Here is a 19572-nt window from a genome sequence, read left to right on the forward strand (position 1 = left end):
AAGTGTAATTCTTCACAAACTATTAGCAGGTTTAGTTAAAAGTCTTTTTTATATAAATAAAAGAACTGAGCGAGAAATAACGCTCAGTTCTTTTGCAGACATCCAGTTTCATAAATGTGCGATTATATTATTTTCGTACAGCTTCAAATGTAATAAGTTGGCTATCTTTTGATTGTTGCTTTTTGTAAGTATAATCGGCAGAACAAGTAATATCAGAAAAACCAACGCTTTCTAATATAAGTTTGAATTCTTCGATTCCGTACCATCTCATTGCAAACTTCTGTAATTCTGTGTCTACTAGCTTACCTTTTCTCCATTTCTCGTATTTTAAATAAGATAAGGTATATTGGTCGACCCAGTTGATTTCAATTGATTTGTTTTCTAATGAAATGCCTTCTTCGTTAGAAAGAGGAAAGGTTGATGTAGTAATTTCTCCTGTACGCCAATTATTTGGGAACTCCAGATCAACTATTACGCGTCCTCCTGGTATAAGATGATTATAAAAGCATTTCAGAGCATCTTTAGCATCTTTTGTATTCTCTATCAAACAAAAGGAGCCTGTAGGTATAACAATAGCTTCATATTTTGATTCCAAAGAAAAACTACTTAAGTTACCTTCATATAGCTTCGGATTTAAGCCTCTTTCTCTGCATCTTTTCCGACAAGAATCTAACATTTCAGGTGAATAGTCAATGCCATCAACAATAAATCCCTTTTCAAGCAAAGGAATTAAGAATCGTCCTGACCCGACACCAGCTTCAAGTATCTTCCCTCTAGTCCCTTTTAATCTTTCCAGATAATATTCAATATCACCGTTAATTGAATACCCCACTGGCTTGGTAAAATCATATAGTTCCGTACTTAATGCACCATAATAACTAAACATTTCATTTCCTCCGATATTATATGCGGAAGAACTTTAATTGAATTATTAAACCATCCGCACCTCAAATTTGTTAGATTTAGGTAAAGAGCTGACTATCATATTAATTCACTCACTTTCTATACAATATTGTAACATTATATACTTTTTTAGACTCAATACAGTTATTTCAATGTGTATTAAGTCCATAAATAACTTCTTCAACTAACCTGCTCCGTTAGTTGAAGAAGAATCTGTTCAGCAACTCTTAAGTTAATAAGAATAACTCTATATTAAGAAAAGCACATAACAAACCCTAAATTCAACACAAAAGGGGCTGTCTCAAATCTCCTTAAAAACTGGGTTTCGAGACAGCCCCTTTTCAATGCAACATAATTCACTTTATGTTGCATTTGTTCAATAGTATTGAACATTGATATATATAGTACAAAGTCCAATTAATAAGACTGGCAAAGCTGAAAGAGTATAGACAGCAACTCTGCTCTTAATTTTTTGGCTCGCGAGAAACGTTAATGATCCTAACACGTTTAAAAAGAACACACGTGAGAAGACCTCGCTCTCAGTGCCGAAGACCATGAACCATCCGCACAGTATACCCAACAATAAATACAGCAAATAACTTTTTGTTGTATTGTATTTTTTCTTTTTTATTGGCTATGTTAAATCTTAATGTTGTTTTTACCCCAAAAGAAAACCGCCCTTCAGAAAAGGCGGTTTTAACTTATCGTGTCCCGTTAGCGTAATCGTATATCTGAGAATATACCAATATTAGACCTCTATTTGTATAGCCAAACAAATAAACTGATGCCATCTTTTTTTATTTCATGACGATTAAACGTTGTCTGTGCAATCAATCCTTCAAAGGCATCAATTGTATATGCACTTTGCCGAAGAAATGTTTTGAATGCCAGTTTTACAAACCAACGGTCAAAACCTTTCATACCCAATTTGATTATTTCCCTTTCTATATCAGCAGAGGTCAATGCTCGATTCATATCTATAATTAGTGCCTTGCCGCCAGGTTTTAAAACACGCTGCATCTCGCAAAGCGCTTTTACAGGTTCCTTAAAGTTCTTAAATGCAGCCGAGCAAATGACGAAATCAAACATTTCATCAAAGCAAGGAAGCTTGGATGCGTTTCCCTGTTTGAAATCAATATCTACACCAAATTCAATCGCATTTTTCTTTTCAATATCAACAAAATCCTGACTAATCTCGACCCCTGTTACCGAATATCCTCTTTTTGATAACTCAATAGAAAGGTATCCTGGACCAGGTGCAACTTCTAGAACAGAACCGCCATTTTCTACATGATTTGAGACAATATCCGCATAGCCATGCATTTCGGAAAGTCTGCTCTTGCGAGTGTTTTTATCGTACCATTTGGCAGTAAAGCCATAAATGCCAACATCCTTCTTTTTGCGGATAAATCTCATCAAAAATGACCACCCTTGATATATGTATAATCGTACAATAACTCGTCATTGCGTTAAACTGTCCGTTAGTTCAGAAAGAAGAAGCCGTTCGTCGAAGCTTATTGTTTGTCTCGTTTACAGTAAACAGGCACGAGGCGACCAACATATTTTTTTTATTCGACGTTGTGTTCTCATATTCCTTGCTATCAAGATAACGGAACCAAGCTAAATAATGTTGCAGATACTTCGTTGCAACACCATTAAAGCGGTCAATCCATCGTTTCAGTCGGCTATGGTAGCTGTTCACGTTCTGAATGTGGTAAACTCCTTTCACACGCTGTTTCCCGTCGGACTTGAAGCGGTAGTGGTCTAACCCTTTCGAATTGGCGTAGGAACTGAATGCTCGCCATGAATCGATACAAAGCACGTTTGAATCAGATAAATTACCGCCAATCGCTTCATCCAATTTCGTAGTCCGAATACGCCCACGACCAAGAACGCCAGAGTAAGTCATCTTCTGGCGGTCACGAGCGACCAATACGCATATTTGGTCGTTGCTGATGCCACGATATTTAGCTTTGCCACCGCGTTTACGGGACTTGCGTTCAGAGATGTTTCTTTTCCCTTTCTCAGAGTACAAGAAATAGGTCTCGTCCATTTCGACGATACCTTGGAACGATTCGGTTGGAATTTGCTTCAGAGCGGAAAGAATCTTATGCCGCCAGTAAAATAAGGTTACATGGGTCACCTCATCACCCAATTGCTCGGCACATTTCCTTAGCGAAAAGCCTTCAATCATGCATTCGATGAATCGAACCCAAAGATGAGGTCTTCTGGTGCGTTGAAGAGGCGTGTTAGTGAGGTCGTTGAAAGTTTGACGGCAGGCTTTACAACGGTAACGCTGCCGTTTCACCTCTCCAGCACGTGTTTTAATAACGTATTTTCCAAATCTCACAACCGATTGGCTATCACAATGTGGGCAGACAAGACCAGCTTTATGCTTTTGTTCCTGGATTTCATCAATTCCACGAATAGGAGCTGACAGGGGTTTCATTCGAGATTGCAAGAAATATACAAGTTCCTGTTTACCGCTTTCATTTAATGCGTCAGCGAGCTTCTTAATTTCCTTTAACTCCATAGGTAAATCATCTCCCAACCGTCATTATATCTTTTATTATGCCTATATCTATTTGGAGTATTCAATTATCAACATTTGGGTTTAACATAGCCTTTTTATTAAAAATAAGCAGGCAAGACCCAAAAGACCAAATACATATCCAAAACCAGAAACATATATAAGGCCAATATAAAAATCATCAAAAGAATCTAATCCCTTAGCCATTATCGCTAAACCTAACATCGTTACTGCAATGGCACTTCCAGAGCCTTTCAGATAATTGATCATTTTGGCACCTCAGTTAATTTACTTTGTATCAAAAACAAGATAACTCCTTTTAACTCTAACACCGAACTCTAAAATAGTTAATATTTTCTATTTCGAAATTTCAACCTAACATGATCTTCTTTTAGTGGAAGTGAAAAAAGCCCAAAGAATTCATGAATTCTTTGGGCTTTCAATTTCACCCAATTAAAGAAGTTTTTCTTATGGTTAATTCAAATCTTTTATATACCACGCATCCATAGCAGAATGGTCAGAGCCTAATAGTGGTTCATGTAAAAGTGTGAATCCAAACTTTTCATATAATATACAGGCAGTTTTTAATTCATGCTGTGTTTCTAAGTAGCACTTTGCATAATGTTTAGAGGCATATGACAAAGCTATTTCGATTAGCTTCTTTCCAAATCCTAAACCTTGTGTTTTTGGACTTAAGTATAGCTTTTGCAATTCACAAACTTTGTCATGTTCGGTAAACGGTGCTATACCAATTCCCCCTACAACTTCTCCTTCCATTTCTACTACCCAATAGTTCGCATGTTTTAAATTAGTATAATATTGGTGGAGGTCGTTAAGTTGAGGATCAAAATAAGCTGTTCCAGGAATCGCTAAGCCGAGTGATTGTAGTGAATCTTGTATTATTTCTTTTACTTTTGCATTGTCTTCTTTTTTAATTTCTCGAATAATCATATATTATCTCCTTCAATTAGGTCTTAATAAAGATTGCGAAAGACTTTTGAAATTGTTGACTAAGTCAACAATTTTGGAATATAGTTATATTAATATCAAATGTGGACAAAGTCAACTAAAGGAGAATGTATGGATAAAGAAACTATTTATGATATAAGACAATTCAATCGATTTTACACAAAAGTACTTGGTTTATTTAATAACCAAATTCTAGATACAAATTATTCATTAACCGAAGCACGAGTACTATTTGAAATTAGCGAGAGAACCGAGTGTATTGCGAATAATCTCGTTCAAGAACTTAATATTGATAGAAGCTATATGAGCAGAATTTTACGTAAGTTAGAGAGGGAAGAATTAATAGAGAAAAAGAGCTCAATAATAGACGGTAGGAAAAACTTTCTCTTTTTGACAAAAAAAGGAGAGGAACTGCTGGATAAAATTAATATTCAGTCAGATGAACAAATAATTCAATTGTTTACTGGACTAACCAGTAGTGAGATTAATGAAATTCGCACTTCGATGATGGTAATAAAAGAAAAATTAGAAAAAAATAAATAATGAACAATACAAATAGACTAAAAAACAGCCGCTACTAAACAAAATTAAGTAGCAGCTGTTTTTTAGTCTATTTTTTGTTTTTAACTGCTCCAAAAGCAGTTCACTCTCTGGAAGTGGATTGGCAGCTGCAACAACTTTTCCTTCGGCACTGCAAATATCGAAATACTCACAATTATATTGTGATTGAAGTTGAGCGTACATCATTTCATACTGCTTCACATTTTCTAATAGCATATTGTATTGTGTCGTGTCGCCTTTACCTGTCTTCATTTTTTCTGCTTCACGCAATAAATCTAAGCGTGACTTCTCCACCAATTCAGCTACCACGGCTGCTTGATCATAAGATACCTGTTGTTCCTTACTGATTTTTATCTCCTCACCTTCGTTATTAAACGAAGGTAGCATATGGCTATAATTTTTAGAAGCATAAATACCGCATACTAGAACTACTGTAAAAATAACAATCAATTTCATATTTAATTTTCCCAAAACAATATGTAAACGTTCGATCATTCTAATCCCAACTTTCTTTAACAGCCTTTTAACAGGCGCTCAATGTCTTTTTTAGTTTGCAGTCTTTCTTCTATACTCGTAGCAGTAATGGTTACTGTACTTGTACCAATCTGGCCAGTTGGATGATTCATAATATTGTCCAGATTAGATGCTTTTCCAGTATTCCGGCTGCTTGATTTAATGGCGCTTGTTTTATGATCGGACCGTGGGTATCATTATTATCATTATCAAAATAGTCTTCTCGGCCAGGAGAGCTTGGACCTGTAAGTATTGATGTAGAAAAAAGGTTATGAGAACGTGGAGCATTTATAAAACTGCTCCATCTTTGTTCGTGAGTGGCATGTTTGCCGTAATACTCTTTTCCATGATGTTTAATCCATACTTTGATATTGTATTTACCGGGTCCAACCCCATGGTTGTAATCGACAGCTGCATATGATTTTCCGCGATTTAGATCGGAACAAGCACCTATAGAACTACATCCACATCTACCTCGAAAGTTAGGATTTCTGGTTGCCCATGCGTTAACAAGTACAAGTTGAACAAGTTGTAAATTTAACATTTTAAAGTAAGAGCATTTCTTTGTAACAGAGAAATGCTTTTTATTTTTCTCAAAATTAAATGGATATTTCAATAACAATAATAATATAATAAAAAACAACACTAATTTATTGTTAAACGATAAATCATATGATAAAATCACGTTGTCATTAAATAAGTGAGGTGTTTTATATGAATGTTAAACGAGGTTCAACCACTTTCTTAAAGGTAATTATTTTTCTGGCTGGAATTGCAGTGCTTGCTTTGTGTATCTGGTTGCCTGAGATAGCCGTTAGAGATGCAAGAGTACATCCAGATACGGCTTACTTCCTAATCCCCTTTTTAGTATGTGCATATGGATTCTGTATTGCGTTTTCTGTTGCGTTGTATCAAGCATTTAAACTATTAACCTATATCGAAAAAAACAATGCTTTCTCTGAATTATCCCTTAAATCTTTGAAGGTTATAAAAAAATGTGCTTTTACAGTCATTTTCCTCATTCTGTTAGGAATAGTAAGCTTAATGGTGCTTGCTAAAATCACAGGAGATGACGCAGCAGGTCCTATATCACTAAGTCTAATGGGTATTTTAGTGACAAGTACCTTTGCAACTTTTGTAAGTGTTCTTCAAAAACCAATTAAAAATTTCCTGGAAAAAAATGAAATAAAAATGTGAGGTATTTATTTTGAGAGAAGTCACAACATTGTTTTTAAAAATAGCTGTTTTTATTATAGGACTACTGGTTCTTGCTTTATGTATATTTTTAGTGCCCCATATGGCGAATTTCGCAGCAAAATTGTATCCAAATATTGCCCCAATGAAATATCTCATTTTCATCGTGATGTATGGAGCGGCTGTGCCTTTTTACTTTGCTCTCTATCAGGCTTTCAATCTTTTACGGTACATTGACGAGAGCACAGCGTTCTCGGAATTATCTGTAAAGGCGTTAAAGAACATAAAGTGCTGTGCGATTACAATCAGTGGTTTGTATGTATTAGGTTTGCCACTCTTTCATTTTATAGCGAAGAAAGTAGATCCTCCTATCGGATTAATGGGACTCATCATCATTTTTGCTTCGTTGGTTATCGCCGTTTTTGCTGCTATCCTCCAACGGCTTCTACAAGAAGCGATTAACATAAAATCAGAAAATGATTTGACGGTCTGAGGTGGACGATATGACAATTATTATTAATATTGATGTGATGTTAGCAAAACGAAAAATGAGCGTAACGGAACTTTCGGAGAGGGTTGGAATTACTATGGCGAATATTTCCATTCTGAAAAATGGGAAAGCAAAAGCGGTTCGTTTTTCAACATTAGAAGCGATATGTAAGACTTTGGATTGTCAGCCTGGAGATATATTAGAATACAAAAGTGACGAAGACACTCAAGGATAATATAGGAGGGATATTTAACATTGTGAAGAAGACCGTCGAAACAAAATGATGATCTATTTATATGTCTCAAATATCAACATTATTGTTTAACAGAGCCTATTAATTAATTTAGAAATAAACAAGGAAAAAGCCAACAACCTACCTATAAAAACTCAAAATAATTTACAGGTAACGAGTGTCTTTCTAAATTCATTATGATAAATTCATTTATATATTTTAAAGTACCGTATATATTTTCATCTAGTTCTTACTTTGTTTTTTGGCCATGTTTTAAAATAGTGTTGATAATTAAGCGATTTTTAAGGGAAGCCCTTTGACTTCCCTTAATTTTCCTTTTAAGAATAATGCGTAAGCACTTGAAGGTCTTAATGAATAGGTTACACACAAGCCTTATCAATTAACAATTCACTCTTTTTGATTTTTTATGTAATTGTAATTATAGTTCTTTTTGACATTTTACCATTATAAATTTAAATGGAGGCTTATTTTCCATATTCTTATGTGGCTCAACAATTTCCGAAAATTCTATCAGTCCATATTTTCCAAATTCTTGTTTTATCGAGTCAGAATCATAAAAAAACATTTTTACCCCTTCCATTATCTCGAAATAGTCTTTACCCAGTTGTTTGCCCTTTCCAAACATTGGGGCTTCTTTTGAAATAGTAGTAAAAATCATATATCCGTTTGCCTTTAACTGATTATAGCAATCTTTAATAAACTTATCTCTCTCACGATTATTCAATAAGTGAATAAGTGCATAACAAAATATACCATCATATAGTTTGTTATCAAAAGGCATATCGGTTACTGAACCATGAAAAATACTAATATTAAGCCCATTTTGCCTTGCCAATTCAATCGCTGTTTTTGAAATCTCAATACCTGTTACATTTATTCCGTTGTCAATAAAAACCTTTGCATTTCTACCATATCCAATACCAGGAAACAATATATCCTTAACTTTCTTTTCAAGGAAAAAGTCCTTTGTCAAGATTGCGGAGTCTGAAGGTTCAAATCCCCACATCATTTGATTTTCTATAAAACTTGATTCCCAGAATTCTGTCATACCTCAATCTCCTTTACAAATATTGGCTCTCTTTCTTTGAAATCTGCTGTTTTTGTATAAGCATAGGCTACATTACATTGAGCCATAAAGTTCTTTACCTTCCTTCGTTTGAATCCGAAACACACCACCGGATTTTTCAATGATCTCCACCCGCTTCTCCTTAATGGAGACAGACGGATACTTCTGGACATCCGTTCTTGCCCGTTTCTTGAAATCCGACGGCTTTACCCCATCCTGTGTGATAAATCCGTGCGACTCCGCGTCACCCGGTTATGGGGCTTATCCTCATCAAACAAAACCGTTTTCCGTCCAGCACGCCCCATGACCAGCACGGCATTCAGTCCTGCAGGTCCTCCGCCAATAATTACACAATCCAACATATGAAACACTCCTTCTTTATATAATCTATTAAAGACCCTTAATATCTTTAATTTTTGTAAAAAAATTTATTTTTCTTTTTTTGTCTCATGACAATGTCTTTTTTCTATCTGCTCCGCAATGCTTTGAATTGTCCGGCCGGCCAGCTCTTTCTTCATATTGACTTCCGCCTCGATCATCACCCGTTCAATTAAACACTCGCTTTCGTCATGGTCAAACGCACAGTTGAACAGCACCGACTGACCCTCCACCGCTTCAATAACATCCAGAAACGAAATGTCCTGCGCGCGCCGTGAAATACTGTAGCCGCCCTTTGCCCCTGGCACTGATTCAATTAATCCTGCCTTCACAAGCTTCGTCAAAATCTTCGACAAGTACGTCGGAGACAAATCCTGCATGGACGCCAGCTGCTCCATACTTACCGTCTGACCCTTTGGTTCCAGCGTTAGATGCACCATTGTATGGAGTGCATAATTGGTTGCCTTTGAATACTTCATCGATGCACCTCATAATTAAAACTATTACAGACTTTTAATATCTGTAATTGATTGTAACTCAGTCTGCAAAAAACCGCAAACTTTTTTACTTCACCTAATGATTGAGCATCCTGCTAAAATCTTTTCTTGTAATAACCTAAATTTACATTTTTTAATCAACAGTTCGTCCATATAGGTAAGCTGTAATAACCTCGGCTTAAGCAGCAGTTGACCGAAACTATCGAATAAATAAATGATTGTGTATACGTTCTCAATTTAACAATTTCACTTTTTCTCGCAGTTTTTTCAGTTGTTTAATCATTTGTACCGGATAATCGCTTGAAGTTGTTTCTCGCATCTTTTTTTCTTCAAATACCTTATAATCAAGCAGCACTTGCCAAAAATGTTCTGCTGCGGTTAAAAGGGCTTCTAAAAACTCTTTTTCAGGGAGTACAGCCTCGGCGTGAATATATTTTGGTTCCCACTCATCGATGATGAGAAAATGTAACAATTTGTTATCTAATGCAGTTAACTTCAATGTTATAGGGTCAATGCCATACATCGTTTCAGCGTTGCGCTTTTCCACATATTGTGCAATCGCATCTAAATAAGTCTGCTCCCACAAATCTAATCCGTTTACTCCGTCGATTCCGACCAACGTTTTATTTTTGTACTTGATGGTCACATGAATCTGAATATACTCCGGAGTGAATTTTCTGTAAGCAAAATAGTCCTTTAGCTTGGATGACTCATCTAATCCAATATAGTGTTCTCTTGTATACTCAAAGCTGTCTAACTGTGGACGTTCATATGAATGCTTCTCTAAAAAGGTTTTGATTTCAAACATGCTTTGTCTCCTCTACGAGTGATTCCCTTCCTCCTTAATTTAAACGTGATATATATTCAAATGCTGTTGTTCCATATACGCTTTTAAAGTGTTTATTTAAATGGGTTAAATCAACAAAACCACATTCAGCTACTGCTGAATATATATCTCTATTTTTTTCTATTAAATGCTTTGCACGTTCTATCTTGCAGTTAAGAAAGTATTGGTAGGGTGAAATTCCAGTATGAGCCTTGAATAACCTGATAAACTGAAATTTCGATAAATGAAGCTCTTTACATATGTCGTCAAGTTTTAGTACATGTTCTAAATTGGCATGAAGCATATCCTTTGCTCTTCTCATTAGAGCATTATCTTTCTTATCTTCTGCAGAAAGATTCGTGTGAGTAAGGCTATCTGTGAGGGATAAGAGTAATTCACTACACAAAGCCTCCTCTTTTTCGCTTAATATGGCATGAGAAAGACTCAATATTCTTTTTTTTAGTCTATCATCATACACAATAGGGCTTGAAAAACGTACGATATCCTTTTTCTTCATAGCCTCTAAAAGCAATTGTGGCTCAATATAAAGCATCACATAATCAAGACCTGCCTCATCATGTGCCATTCCGTCATGTGCCTGTTCTGGATTAAAAAGCATCACTCCATTTTGATGGGACAATTGCAGGCTGCCATCCAAGTGATACTCTTGAATACCACGCAATGTTACACCTATTGCATACTCCTTATGAGCGTGCTTTTTATACGTAAAATCAGTCATACTTGCTGACAATGCAGTAATACCTGCCGATTTTTTATAGATAAATTTGTCCATTTCATTCACCCTTCAGATTTAAAAACTGTATAAGGAAGCCTGGCATAAATAGTTGTAATTACCTTCATTGCTTACCTACATCCATATCATAAGTGCAGCATAAACCAAAAACAATGTCATCATGACATTAACAATTTTTTTATGCTTTTGTAAAAACTCTTTGAAGATTGCACCGAAAAGAACCCATGTCACAAATGCTAAAAATCCAATAAGAGTGATAGCTATAACACTTATTGTCACCGCAGGCATGGCGGTATAATGGGGCATAATAAAGCTAGGAATGACAGTCATTGTAAATAGGACCACTTTGGGATTTAAAAATTGCATAAGGAAGCCTGACATGAAGGTACCCGTTTGGTTTACAGTTGGTTTTGATGTATCCATTTTGTAAATTTGATAAGCGAGATAGAGCATATAAACGCTTCCGACTATCTGCATAACCATTAAAATTTTAGGTATTATGGTTACAAGCATCGTATTCAACATAGCAGAAATAACAAGTAATAAACCAAAAGCAATCGTCGCTCCATACGTATATTCTATTGCCTTTTTTGCCCCAAAATTATGCACTATGGATAATATGACGATATTAGTAGGTCCTGGTGTAAAGGTAACAATAAAACAGTACATAAAAAAAGATGTAATATTCATGAGGAAACTCCTTTTAAGGTATTCTCATAGAATCATACATCTTAAAATTAAATAGCATATAGTATATTATTGCATCCTGATTATGTAAGTTTACCCCTATCTTTGCTCGAAAGGAAGATGGATTAATTTCACACATAATTAATCAACAGTTCGTCTAAAAAGTTAAACAACTTTATTGTCACTTTTAAATATCTTTATTATTTTTCCAACAACTTTATTGTTCATGAACAAGAACTCCAAAGCCATGTCAGAAAATTAAGTTGAATATATATATCAACTGTGGAATTGATAGTTTAAAATGTATAGAAGTAGCTATTAGAAAAATCATAGGAGTGAAGGAACATGAGTGTGCATAAATCCCTTACGTTACATGCCCAAAAACAAAATCAAATATTTATTGAATTTTCCCATTTAGACCGACAACGGGAAGATTATATTCAAAGAGCCATAGAATTATGTAAAGCTGAAAAGGATTTTACAACAGACCAAATTAATCAAGTTACTTTGCAAATCAATGTGCTTGCAAACCAAAGGTTTATACCTACTCGTAAATTAGTTACCCCAGAAATGGTTCGTTCATATGTGGAGTCTTTAAAGTAAAATAATCTACTGATCTTAGACGTAAGAAAAAAGAAAAGGGAAAATAATTTCCCTTTTCTTTTTTAATAAGTGGTATGTTGACGCCAGTATTCATCATCGACTATCCTAACCTGTATATTGTCTGTCCGTACCCATCCATTTGCATAAGTAGCGGTGAACTTAAAGGTTAATAACTGTCCATCCATCGGGCCAAATCGTTCCAGCATATCTTCTCGCCAGATTGATCCCGTCCATCCGGACGATTCTTTTGTTAAAGATGTTTTGTAGTATGGAAAGCCGACAATTTCTACATCAACACGATCAGCGGTGCTGGTCGCATTTGCTTTCAGCATAAATTTCTCGCCAGGGAAGAATACTTCCGGTCCACGTGGACTGTTAGCCATTCCAGATACTTTAAAATTGTATTTCTGACGGTTTTCTCCCCATTTCTGTGTATGATTCACAAAACCTTCAATTGTCTGATCCAGCACCGTTAATTCACCTGTAGCTGTATCCTCCATTTGACCATCACAAACCAGCTAATAGGATGTCAAGATATTGCACTAAAATTTTTGTTTCCCTCATTGAATATCGTTTTACTCATCCTAACGTCCTCTGCTCATATTGTTATGCTCATTATAAACGGGGGTTTTCCGCAAAACACAAAAAGCCCCGAATAGGGACTTTTTTAAGTGTCCACTATACAGGTACAGTTCAGCCTTCGATGGATCGGGCTTTTTTTTGAAACTTTCCAGTCAAGCATATACTTTTGTAGTACTCTCTGAAAAGAAATGGTCTTTGTTTGTTCTTAGCATCCGCTTTCCAACCGATTGTTCATGAAATCGTTTGCCAGTGAAACAAATGCATGAAGTCCCTGCTCCAAATCCCGCTCACTCAACAAAGAATACGTCAACCGCAAATGATGAGAAGCCGGTTCGTACGGATAACACACATGCCCCGGCAAAAAAGAAAGATCATGCCGTAGACAATACTCATATAACTCCACCGTAGACACCGATTCCGGAAACGTTACCCAAATGTTCAGCCCGCCCTCCGGCACCGTCCAGGAAACGGAAGAATCAAAAGAAGCGGATAAAATGGATATCGCTTTGTCTCTCCGCAGCTCTAAGGCGAAACGTAATTTGGCAAAATGCTGCATCATCCGGTCCGACGTTAAAAATGGAAGGACCGCCCGCTGCGTTAAAAGCGGTGTCCCTAAATCAGACGATGCTTTGGCCGACAGAAGCAGCTTCTTAAACGGCCCCTCCGCAAAAATGGTGCCGACCCGAATACCCGGTGCGAGCGCTTTGCTGAATCCTTTCAAAAACAAAATCCGTCCTTCATCATCAAACGCTTTAATGGACTTCGGGGGCGGTTTTTCATCAAAATAAAGCTCACTCCACGAATCATCTTCAATGATAAACATGCCATGCAGTTGTGCCTGATATAACACTTCCTTGCGTCGGCGTTCGCTCATGGAGCGGCCGGTCGGATTTTGAAACGTCGGATTCATATAAATCGCTTTCGGATGGTACGTTTTTGCAACTTGCGCAAGTAAATCCGCCCGCATCCCTTCCTCATCCATCGCAATCGGAATCACTTGCGCTCCCCGGTTCATCAAAATATCCAGCACACCCGGATAGGTCGGTGCCTCTGTGATCACCACATCTCCCGGACCGATGAGGGTTTTCGCGATTAACTCAATGCCTTGATGAAGCCCGGTCGTCATAATAAGATCATCCGCTGCCGAAGAAAGACCGAGCTGCTTTTGAAAATACGTAGAAAACGCTTCTCTTGTCAGGGCATCCCCCTGCACATCCCCATACGTTCCTAAAATCGCAGGTTCCGCCTTAAGCATCTCCGTTAACCGTTCCGCCAGGTAAATGGTCGGCAAAAGTCCGGAATGCATTGCTGAATAATCAAACGAATACGTCGTTTTCGGACGGGAATGAAAACTGCTTCGGGTCAAATACGCAGGAATGGATAGCTGCCAGTCAAACGAATTCTCGGCCGCTTCTTTTTGTGGAGGACGCTCCACATACACCCCTTTCCCTTGAATGCTTTTGACCATTCCGGCCTGCTCCAGTTTTTTATACGCTTTATGCACCGTCAAAAAACTGATGCCGGCATCCACCGATAACTGCCGGATAGACGGCAGCTTTTCCCCGCCTGTTAACATGCTGGACTGGATGCGCCCAGCAATTTGTTGAACAATTTGATCCGACAACGAATTATGCGACTTCCTCGAAAGAACCAGTTTCATCACGATCACCTCATCTCAAGTATGATACAAGCAAAACAGACTTCTTACTAACTGTTATAACTGAAGATGTACTGTTATACAAGATGTCCTGTATGATTTTTCAAAAAGGAGGCATTATGATTATGGTTATGCTTAATTATGTAATGATTTGTTTTATTTTCGGGACAACCTTTTTAGCCATCAAAGTGGGCATTGAAGCTGGAGCAGATCCGCTTCTGTCAGCAGGACTGCGCTTTTTTCTTGCCGGCTTTCTTGTGGTATTATACTTTGCTTTTCGGAAAAAGCTAGTCCTTTCGCTTTTCTGGTCGAAACAGCTGATTCTGATCAGCTTTTGCTTAACCGCCATGACATTTGCGACACTATACTGGGCAGAACAGTATATCACTTCCGGATTGGCGGCCGTTCTATCCGCTTTTGGGCCAGTCATGGTATTCCTTCTCCACATTCGGCAGTCCAAAGAAAAAATGAATGCCCAGCAAGCAGCCGGACTGCTACTCGGCATGATTGGGGTGCTGCTCATTTCCTCACCCAGCCTGGATCAGGGCGTATCCATTTACTGGATCCCGGCAACTGCCGCCGTCATTTTTGGCCAATGGTTTTACAGTGTAGGAGCTGTAAAATCCAAATCGTTTTTAAAAGAAAAACCGGACATCTCTCCGTTTTTGATCAACGGCATTCAAATGACCATCGGCGGCGTATTGCTGCTAATGTTTTCCGCCGTATGGGAGCGGCCTTCATTCACAAGCCTTGCTCTGGCGGATGTCCAAGTATCGCTGCTGTACTTGATCTTTATCGGCTCTATTGCCGGACACGGACTATTCTACTGGCTTGTCAATAAAACGAACCCGTTCTTCCCGTCCACATGGCTGTATGTCTCCCCCGTCATCGCCGTGTCACTGGGAGCTGTTTTACTCGACGAACACATCACCACCAGTACAGCCATCGGTGCCGTCAGTGTAATAATCGGCGTTTTTCTGGTGAACAAGCAGACGCTGATGAAAGCGTGGAAAGAAGGGATTTTGCTGAGAAAAGTGGAATGATGACAGGGCAGTTGAACCCCGAATAGTGGATATGACCAAAATCCCTATTTGGGTTTTTATTGGGATAGACCGGTCTTCACTGCACAATCTCCTGAATAAATGAAAAATCGACAGCTTGGTCTACTTTTTTAATAGATGATCTTCTGGAATCAACTCGTAGAGTTCTGAATGGAAAGACATCACGGTTTGTTTGCCATTTCTCAGCATCACCTGCATCCCAAATGATTTCGTTAAAAATAACTTACTAAAAAAAGGCAAAAGAAAAACACCTGGAAGAAAAAATCTCCCTCCTAGGTTTCCCCTTTAAATGTAAGTATTTTGCATTGTTCTCTTTTATTGCGGTCTTTTTTCTTTGGCTCCCTCAACTAAACATGTTTCTACAAGTAGGGGGTGAACAGTTTAGTTGACGGAATCATTGTTCCACTCACCTGTACGTTCTACCCTGGTTACCGTTAGAATAAATCCTAAATAAAAAAGATCAACCAGTAATATCTGGCTGATCTTATAATACAAATGCACCCGTTAGCTTAATAAGGAACTTCAGTTTTCATTTTATTTTTAATTAGAAGCATTCCCCACCAAACAAGTAAATATAAGAAGCCTACGATTGCATAAATAGACCATATAGAACCTTGTTGTAACTGAGTAACTAAATGTTCAAACTCATTCAGTCCTTTCACTCTCCCTATTTAGAACAGTCATTGTAAGAACGATGGCAATAATGGACAAACCTATCATTTTCTTTCGAATAACACTAAATATTGCAGTTCCCAATGTTGCTAACAAAAATAAGTAATAAATCATCCAAACCCAATCAGGAATAGTTTCCCAATTCATTTTTTCACCTCGTTTAATTCCTAATTAGTTTTACCATTAAATTCCTAGTAGGGAGATTAAAAACTCTATTTTCTTATTTTACTAACCTGCCTCTACAGGTAAAACAAGTTTGTTTATGAGCAGCTAAAAAACGCCCCAGATTCTAACTAAAGTTCTGGGGCGTTTCCAATCCAACATAATTATATTTATGTTGGATTCAAATTTTATGTTTCACTTTCCCGAACTAACGCACCCGTTTAGTTGAAGAAGGTTAATCTAGATTTTCGGCAATCTTTTTTAGTTCCTTTGCACGAGAAACAATAAAAGCCCTCATGTATTTCTCCAAAATCAATTTATCTACTACAACGCCCATTAAACCAAATGGGGACTTATACTGGAATTTATCTATCATGATGGTTCCATTTGCTTCTTCAATAAATTCATGTGTATGAACAAAGGAATGGAAAGCTCCCTTCACCATAATATCTATAAACTTATCGGGTTTTTCCATTTCTGTCACTCTTGCTGTCAGCCGTTGTTTAATACCAAAGTGAAAGGCTTCCCAAGTGACAGTATCCCCTCTCTCTAATAACCCTTTTTTGACTCCGCCAACAACTTTTTCCTTTGTTTTAGAGGCTGTTTGAGTATGAATATCTACGTTTCTCGCAAGGTCAAAACATACTTCAATAGATGCTTTAATAAATTGTTGATGTTCAATGACAGGCATTTTATATTCTCCTTTTATAAGCATTTTCTAACACTCTAATTATAATTCGGAGATTTCAATACTAATTATCCTTCCTCAACTAATCTGTCCCATTAGTTGAAGATCGCCCTTAATTCGAAATACAACATAATTCCTATTTTGTTGCATTTGGTCATTTATATTTAATTGCTCATATGCTATTCATTTTCTTTGAAAATTCTCTTTGTTCACCTGCACAATTTCCTTATGCTGATCAAGAAATACGACTTCATCCGTTTTTTGTGTTGGATCAATCGTTCCACCGGTAACCCATAGTTTAACATCTTCAATTGCTGGATTATCCAAGTAATTCTCAACAGGGAAAAGAGGAAGGGTGTTGTTCATATCTAATTTCTTATCATCTAATTCCCCAATTCTCATGATGGCATAATTTATTTGTTTATTTTTCAGAAGGCCAAAGGAAAAAATGTTTCTCCGGTCATTTGTATAAAGAATGGAACCTTCCCTCTCAAGATCATAAACATTCCAACCAGTTGGATGTAGTTCACTGAAGTCTTCAAACCATCCAAAAGGATAATGCATCATGCTGTAGGCAGAGAAAATGTCTCCACTTTCTTTAATCACAAGGACTTTTACGTGATCAACTGGAATCACTTGCCCTTCTGTTCTCGCTTCTAACTCCTTCAGTGCGCCTTCTCCAGTCGTATGATAGTTCATCATGAGAAATACCACTGTTCCTGTAATCAAGAGAGCTGACACAGCTGCTATCCCATAAAGAAACTTTTTCATAAAGCACCTCTTCGTCTTTCTTTTAAACCACCTTAACATAAATTAGTAAATAAAAAGCTCTGGAATTTGCTCCAGAGCTTTTCAAAGCAACATAATTTCCTGATCTGACCCCTGTCAAGGTATTATGTTGTATTCAGCATATTAAATAACGTTTTTTCGTCTTTAGAAATCAATAAGATTTTGCCTGCGTCAAGTCTTTGTTCATACGCTTGTACCTCGGCTGGATTAATTCCTATTTATTCCATTTTTGAACAGATTGTGTCATCCCTCCCTAATCAAGGATTTACGAATGGAGACTCTTTTTCTTGAAAATGAACTATTTCCGAAACTTTTCTTTAGTTTCCGTAGTTTCAAATGAAAATGGAATTCCGATCATTCTAGCGGTTAATTCATCGTAGGATACTAAATCTTTTTTGGACAACTCTTTTAAAGAGCGTTTCCCCATCGCTCTTAAGGCCATTTCTATTTCTTCTGTACAGGAAGTTAAGAACTTTTCGGCGGCTTTCACCCCATCTTCGACCTTAAATTGATCCTTAAATTTCCCATTATACCAGACACCTTGAGTAGGCGGTTCAAATGGAACGGCATTCAAGGACTGAGTATGTGAGACAGCAAATAACATCGCAGAGCCCAAATATACGGCATCTGCCCCGAGTGCAAGCACTTTTAAAAAGTGTCCAGGTACTAAAAGTCCTCCTGAAACAATTAAACTAATTTGTCCTTTCAGCTTTCGTTTTTCGAGATGATTAACAGCTCGAACAACTCCATGTAATGTCGGAATGCCAAAGTCATCACTTAAAATGGGCGGTGCCTCATTCATGGCTGCTTGTCCGCCATCAATCGTAATAAAATCGACACACATGTCAATTAAATGATCAATATCTTCTTCAATTTTTCCCCCGGTCCCTATTTTCACCCCAATGGGAACACCATCTGATAGATTCCGCAGTTTCTCAACAAGTGCTTTAAGATCTTCTACAGTTTGATTTTCAAAAAAATGTTCAGAAATCACTGCATCTTCATTTTCTTTAAGCCCCATTATTTCACGAGCTCGCCCTGTTAAATCTTCGGGTGGGATTTTCTTTCCCATCCCAAACACAGAACCTTGTCCCAACTTAATTTCAATCATGTCGGCACGCTTAATAAGGTCAATATTCTTCGCCCATTTTGTTTTGGAAAACTGTAAAATATATTTTTCTGCTGTGTCTAATTCCTCAGGCAAGATTCCCCCTTCACCAGAATTAATCGCGGTTCCTGCATTTTTTGCAGCTTCCGCCAAAGAAAGTCTTGCTTGTTCACTTAGTCCAACCCCGTAGCCCATCCCGCTGATCATCAGCGGAATTTTGATGTGCATTGGTTTTTTTGCTATTGGTCCAATGGTTACTTGTACATCAACATCTTCTTCACCATCAATGGGAAATGGTGTCGTCTGCGCGGGGATAAATGTAATCTGATCAAGGTGCGGCCATTTTTGTGAAGAGCCGCCAAGCGGGCGAAAAAGAACCTTTCCTGTCGCTGCACGCAAGCTATTTTCAAGCACATTTTGAATGCCCATATGCCGGAGCCCTGGCATTAACTCCATAATATTTTCTTGATAGCTGTCGGTTAAAGTAATTTTTCCAGCTTTCTTCACTAGTTGTTTCATCATCCAACGCCAAAAAACAAGCATGAATAAAGCCAGGACAAATAATATGGAGATCATTATAAAAGTCAAATAAAAGAATATGTTTGGCATCGTCACTTCTCCATAACTAC

25 protein-coding genes are annotated in these 19572 nt (G+C 37.4%); 6 read left to right on the plus strand and 19 right to left on the minus strand.

The window, feature by feature from the left end:
- Positions 1–127: 127 nt before the first annotated feature.
- The 5 genes from A3M5_RS0107645 to A3M5_RS0107665 form a co-directional block, all read right to left on the minus strand.
- Entirely contained in the window at positions 128–886 is a 759-nt protein-coding gene (locus A3M5_RS0107645; RefSeq protein WP_018393176.1) for a class I SAM-dependent methyltransferase, read from the minus strand.
- A gap of 773 nt (positions 887–1659) precedes the next feature.
- A complete protein-coding gene (locus A3M5_RS0107650) occupies positions 1660–2319 on the minus strand; it encodes a class I SAM-dependent methyltransferase (protein ID WP_018393177.1) in 660 nt (219 codons plus the stop codon).
- Positions 2320–2389: 70 nt separating this feature from the next.
- The gene (locus A3M5_RS0107655) at positions 2390–3436 is read right to left on the minus strand and encodes an IS1595 family transposase (RefSeq protein ID WP_018393178.1); all 1047 of its coding nucleotides are present in this window, start codon (positions 3434–3436) and stop codon (positions 2390–2392) included.
- 81 nt (positions 3437–3517) lie between these two features.
- Positions 3518–3703 carry a hypothetical protein gene (locus tag A3M5_RS0107660; protein ID WP_018393179.1) on the minus strand — a complete coding sequence of 62 codons (186 nt, stop codon included), beginning with the start codon at positions 3701–3703 and terminating at the stop codon, positions 3518–3520.
- Positions 3704–3907: 204 nt separating this feature from the next.
- Positions 3908–4384 (minus strand): GNAT family N-acetyltransferase, encoded by a 477-nt coding sequence (locus tag A3M5_RS0107665; protein ID WP_018393180.1) that lies wholly within the window; start codon positions 4382–4384, stop codon positions 3908–3910.
- Positions 4385–4513: 129 nt separating this feature from the next.
- Between A3M5_RS0107665 and A3M5_RS0107670 the strand changes: the two genes are divergently transcribed.
- A complete protein-coding gene (locus A3M5_RS0107670; protein ID WP_018393181.1) occupies positions 4514–4945 on the plus strand; it encodes a MarR family winged helix-turn-helix transcriptional regulator in 432 nt (143 codons plus the stop codon).
- On the opposite strand, the gene A3M5_RS0107675 is transcribed toward A3M5_RS0107670, so the two are convergent.
- Together A3M5_RS0107675 and A3M5_RS0107680 are read right to left on the minus strand one after the other, a co-directional pair.
- Positions 4928–5458, minus strand: a complete 531-nt coding sequence (locus A3M5_RS0107675) for a hypothetical protein (protein WP_018393182.1) — start codon at positions 5456–5458, stop codon at positions 4928–4930. The genes A3M5_RS0107670 and A3M5_RS0107675 overlap by 18 nt on opposite strands.
- Before the next feature lie 127 nt (positions 5459–5585).
- Positions 5586–6161 (minus strand): hypothetical protein, encoded by a 576-nt coding sequence (locus A3M5_RS0107680; protein WP_155894683.1) that lies wholly within the window; start codon positions 6159–6161, stop codon positions 5586–5588.
- A gap of 29 nt (positions 6162–6190) precedes the next feature.
- Between A3M5_RS0107680 and A3M5_RS0107685 the strand changes: the two genes are divergently transcribed.
- Genes A3M5_RS0107685 through A3M5_RS0107695 form a run of 3 tightly spaced genes read left to right on the plus strand, consistent with a single transcriptional unit; the run spans position 6191 to position 7395 of the window.
- Positions 6191–6673 (plus strand): DUF2975 domain-containing protein, encoded by a 483-nt coding sequence (locus A3M5_RS0107685; RefSeq protein WP_018393184.1) that lies wholly within the window; start codon positions 6191–6193, stop codon positions 6671–6673.
- A 10-nt stretch (positions 6674–6683) separates the two neighbouring features.
- Entirely contained in the window at positions 6684–7163 is a 480-nt protein-coding gene (locus A3M5_RS0107690) for a DUF2975 domain-containing protein (protein ID WP_026221625.1), read from the plus strand.
- A 10-nt stretch (positions 7164–7173) separates the two neighbouring features.
- Positions 7174–7395, plus strand: a complete 222-nt coding sequence (locus A3M5_RS0107695; protein WP_018393186.1) for a helix-turn-helix domain-containing protein — start codon at positions 7174–7176, stop codon at positions 7393–7395.
- Positions 7396–7831: 436 nt separating this feature from the next.
- On the opposite strand, the gene A3M5_RS0107700 is transcribed toward A3M5_RS0107695, so the two are convergent.
- The 6 genes from A3M5_RS0107700 to A3M5_RS0107730 form a co-directional block, all read right to left on the minus strand.
- A complete protein-coding gene (locus tag A3M5_RS0107700) occupies positions 7832–8461 on the minus strand; it encodes a class I SAM-dependent methyltransferase (protein ID WP_018393187.1) in 630 nt (209 codons plus the stop codon).
- A gap of 224 nt (positions 8462–8685) precedes the next feature.
- Positions 8686–8841 (minus strand): FAD-dependent oxidoreductase, encoded by a 156-nt coding sequence (locus A3M5_RS26085; RefSeq protein ID WP_231373226.1) that lies wholly within the window; start codon positions 8839–8841, stop codon positions 8686–8688.
- Positions 8842–8907: 66 nt separating this feature from the next.
- Entirely contained in the window at positions 8908–9336 is a 429-nt protein-coding gene (locus A3M5_RS0107715; RefSeq protein WP_018393189.1) for an Rrf2 family transcriptional regulator, read from the minus strand.
- A 250-nt stretch (positions 9337–9586) separates the two neighbouring features.
- Positions 9587–10162, minus strand: a complete 576-nt coding sequence (locus A3M5_RS0107720; RefSeq protein ID WP_018393190.1) for a hypothetical protein — start codon at positions 10160–10162, stop codon at positions 9587–9589.
- Between the two features lie 34 nt (positions 10163–10196).
- Positions 10197–10973, minus strand: a complete 777-nt coding sequence (locus A3M5_RS0107725) for an AraC family transcriptional regulator (protein WP_018393191.1) — start codon at positions 10971–10973, stop codon at positions 10197–10199.
- A 75-nt stretch (positions 10974–11048) separates the two neighbouring features.
- Positions 11049–11624, minus strand: coding sequence for a LysE family translocator (locus A3M5_RS0107730; protein WP_018393192.1), 576 nt, complete (start codon positions 11622–11624; stop codon positions 11049–11051).
- 342 nt (positions 11625–11966) lie between these two features.
- Here A3M5_RS0107730 and A3M5_RS0107735 point away from each other — a divergent pair, with 342 nt between their 5' ends.
- Complete coding sequence (locus A3M5_RS0107735) at positions 11967–12224, plus strand: DUF2533 family protein (protein WP_018393193.1); 258 nt, start codon at positions 11967–11969, stop codon at positions 12222–12224.
- Between the two features lie 62 nt (positions 12225–12286).
- On the opposite strand, the gene A3M5_RS0107740 is transcribed toward A3M5_RS0107735, so the two are convergent.
- Both A3M5_RS0107740 and A3M5_RS0107745 read right to left on the minus strand, forming a co-directional pair.
- Positions 12287–12724 (minus strand): hypothetical protein, encoded by a 438-nt coding sequence (locus A3M5_RS0107740; RefSeq protein ID WP_018393194.1) that lies wholly within the window; start codon positions 12722–12724, stop codon positions 12287–12289.
- Positions 12725–13011: 287 nt separating this feature from the next.
- On the minus strand, positions 13012–14466 hold the full coding sequence (locus A3M5_RS0107745) for an aminotransferase-like domain-containing protein (RefSeq protein WP_018393195.1): 1455 nt from the start codon (positions 14464–14466) through the stop codon (positions 13012–13014).
- Positions 14467–14588: 122 nt separating this feature from the next.
- Here A3M5_RS0107745 and A3M5_RS0107750 point away from each other — a divergent pair, with 122 nt between their 5' ends.
- Complete coding sequence (locus A3M5_RS0107750; RefSeq protein ID WP_018393196.1) at positions 14589–15506, plus strand: DMT family transporter; 918 nt, start codon at positions 14589–14591, stop codon at positions 15504–15506.
- A 663-nt stretch (positions 15507–16169) separates the two neighbouring features.
- Here the strand turns inward: A3M5_RS0107750 and A3M5_RS26605 are convergent.
- From A3M5_RS26605 to A3M5_RS0107775, 4 genes are all read right to left on the minus strand, one after another.
- On the minus strand, positions 16170–16343 hold the full coding sequence (locus A3M5_RS26605; protein WP_018393198.1) for a hypothetical protein: 174 nt from the start codon (positions 16341–16343) through the stop codon (positions 16170–16172).
- Positions 16344–16593: 250 nt separating this feature from the next.
- Positions 16594–17049, minus strand: coding sequence for an SRPBCC family protein (locus A3M5_RS0107765; protein WP_018393199.1), 456 nt, complete (start codon positions 17047–17049; stop codon positions 16594–16596).
- A 180-nt stretch (positions 17050–17229) separates the two neighbouring features.
- Positions 17230–17817: a hypothetical protein gene (locus A3M5_RS0107770; RefSeq protein WP_018393200.1), complete on the minus strand. Its 588-nt coding sequence runs from the start codon at positions 17815–17817 to the stop codon at positions 17230–17232.
- Between the two features lie 316 nt (positions 17818–18133).
- On the minus strand, positions 18134–19552 hold the full coding sequence (locus tag A3M5_RS0107775; protein WP_018393201.1) for an FMN-binding glutamate synthase family protein: 1419 nt from the start codon (positions 19550–19552) through the stop codon (positions 18134–18136).
- Positions 19553–19572: the final 20 nt, after the last annotated feature.

Origin of the sequence: Bacillus sp. 37MA, assembly GCF_000372765.1 — a bacterium.
GTDB lineage: Bacteria > Bacillota > Bacilli > Bacillales > Domibacillaceae > Domibacillus > Domibacillus aminovorans.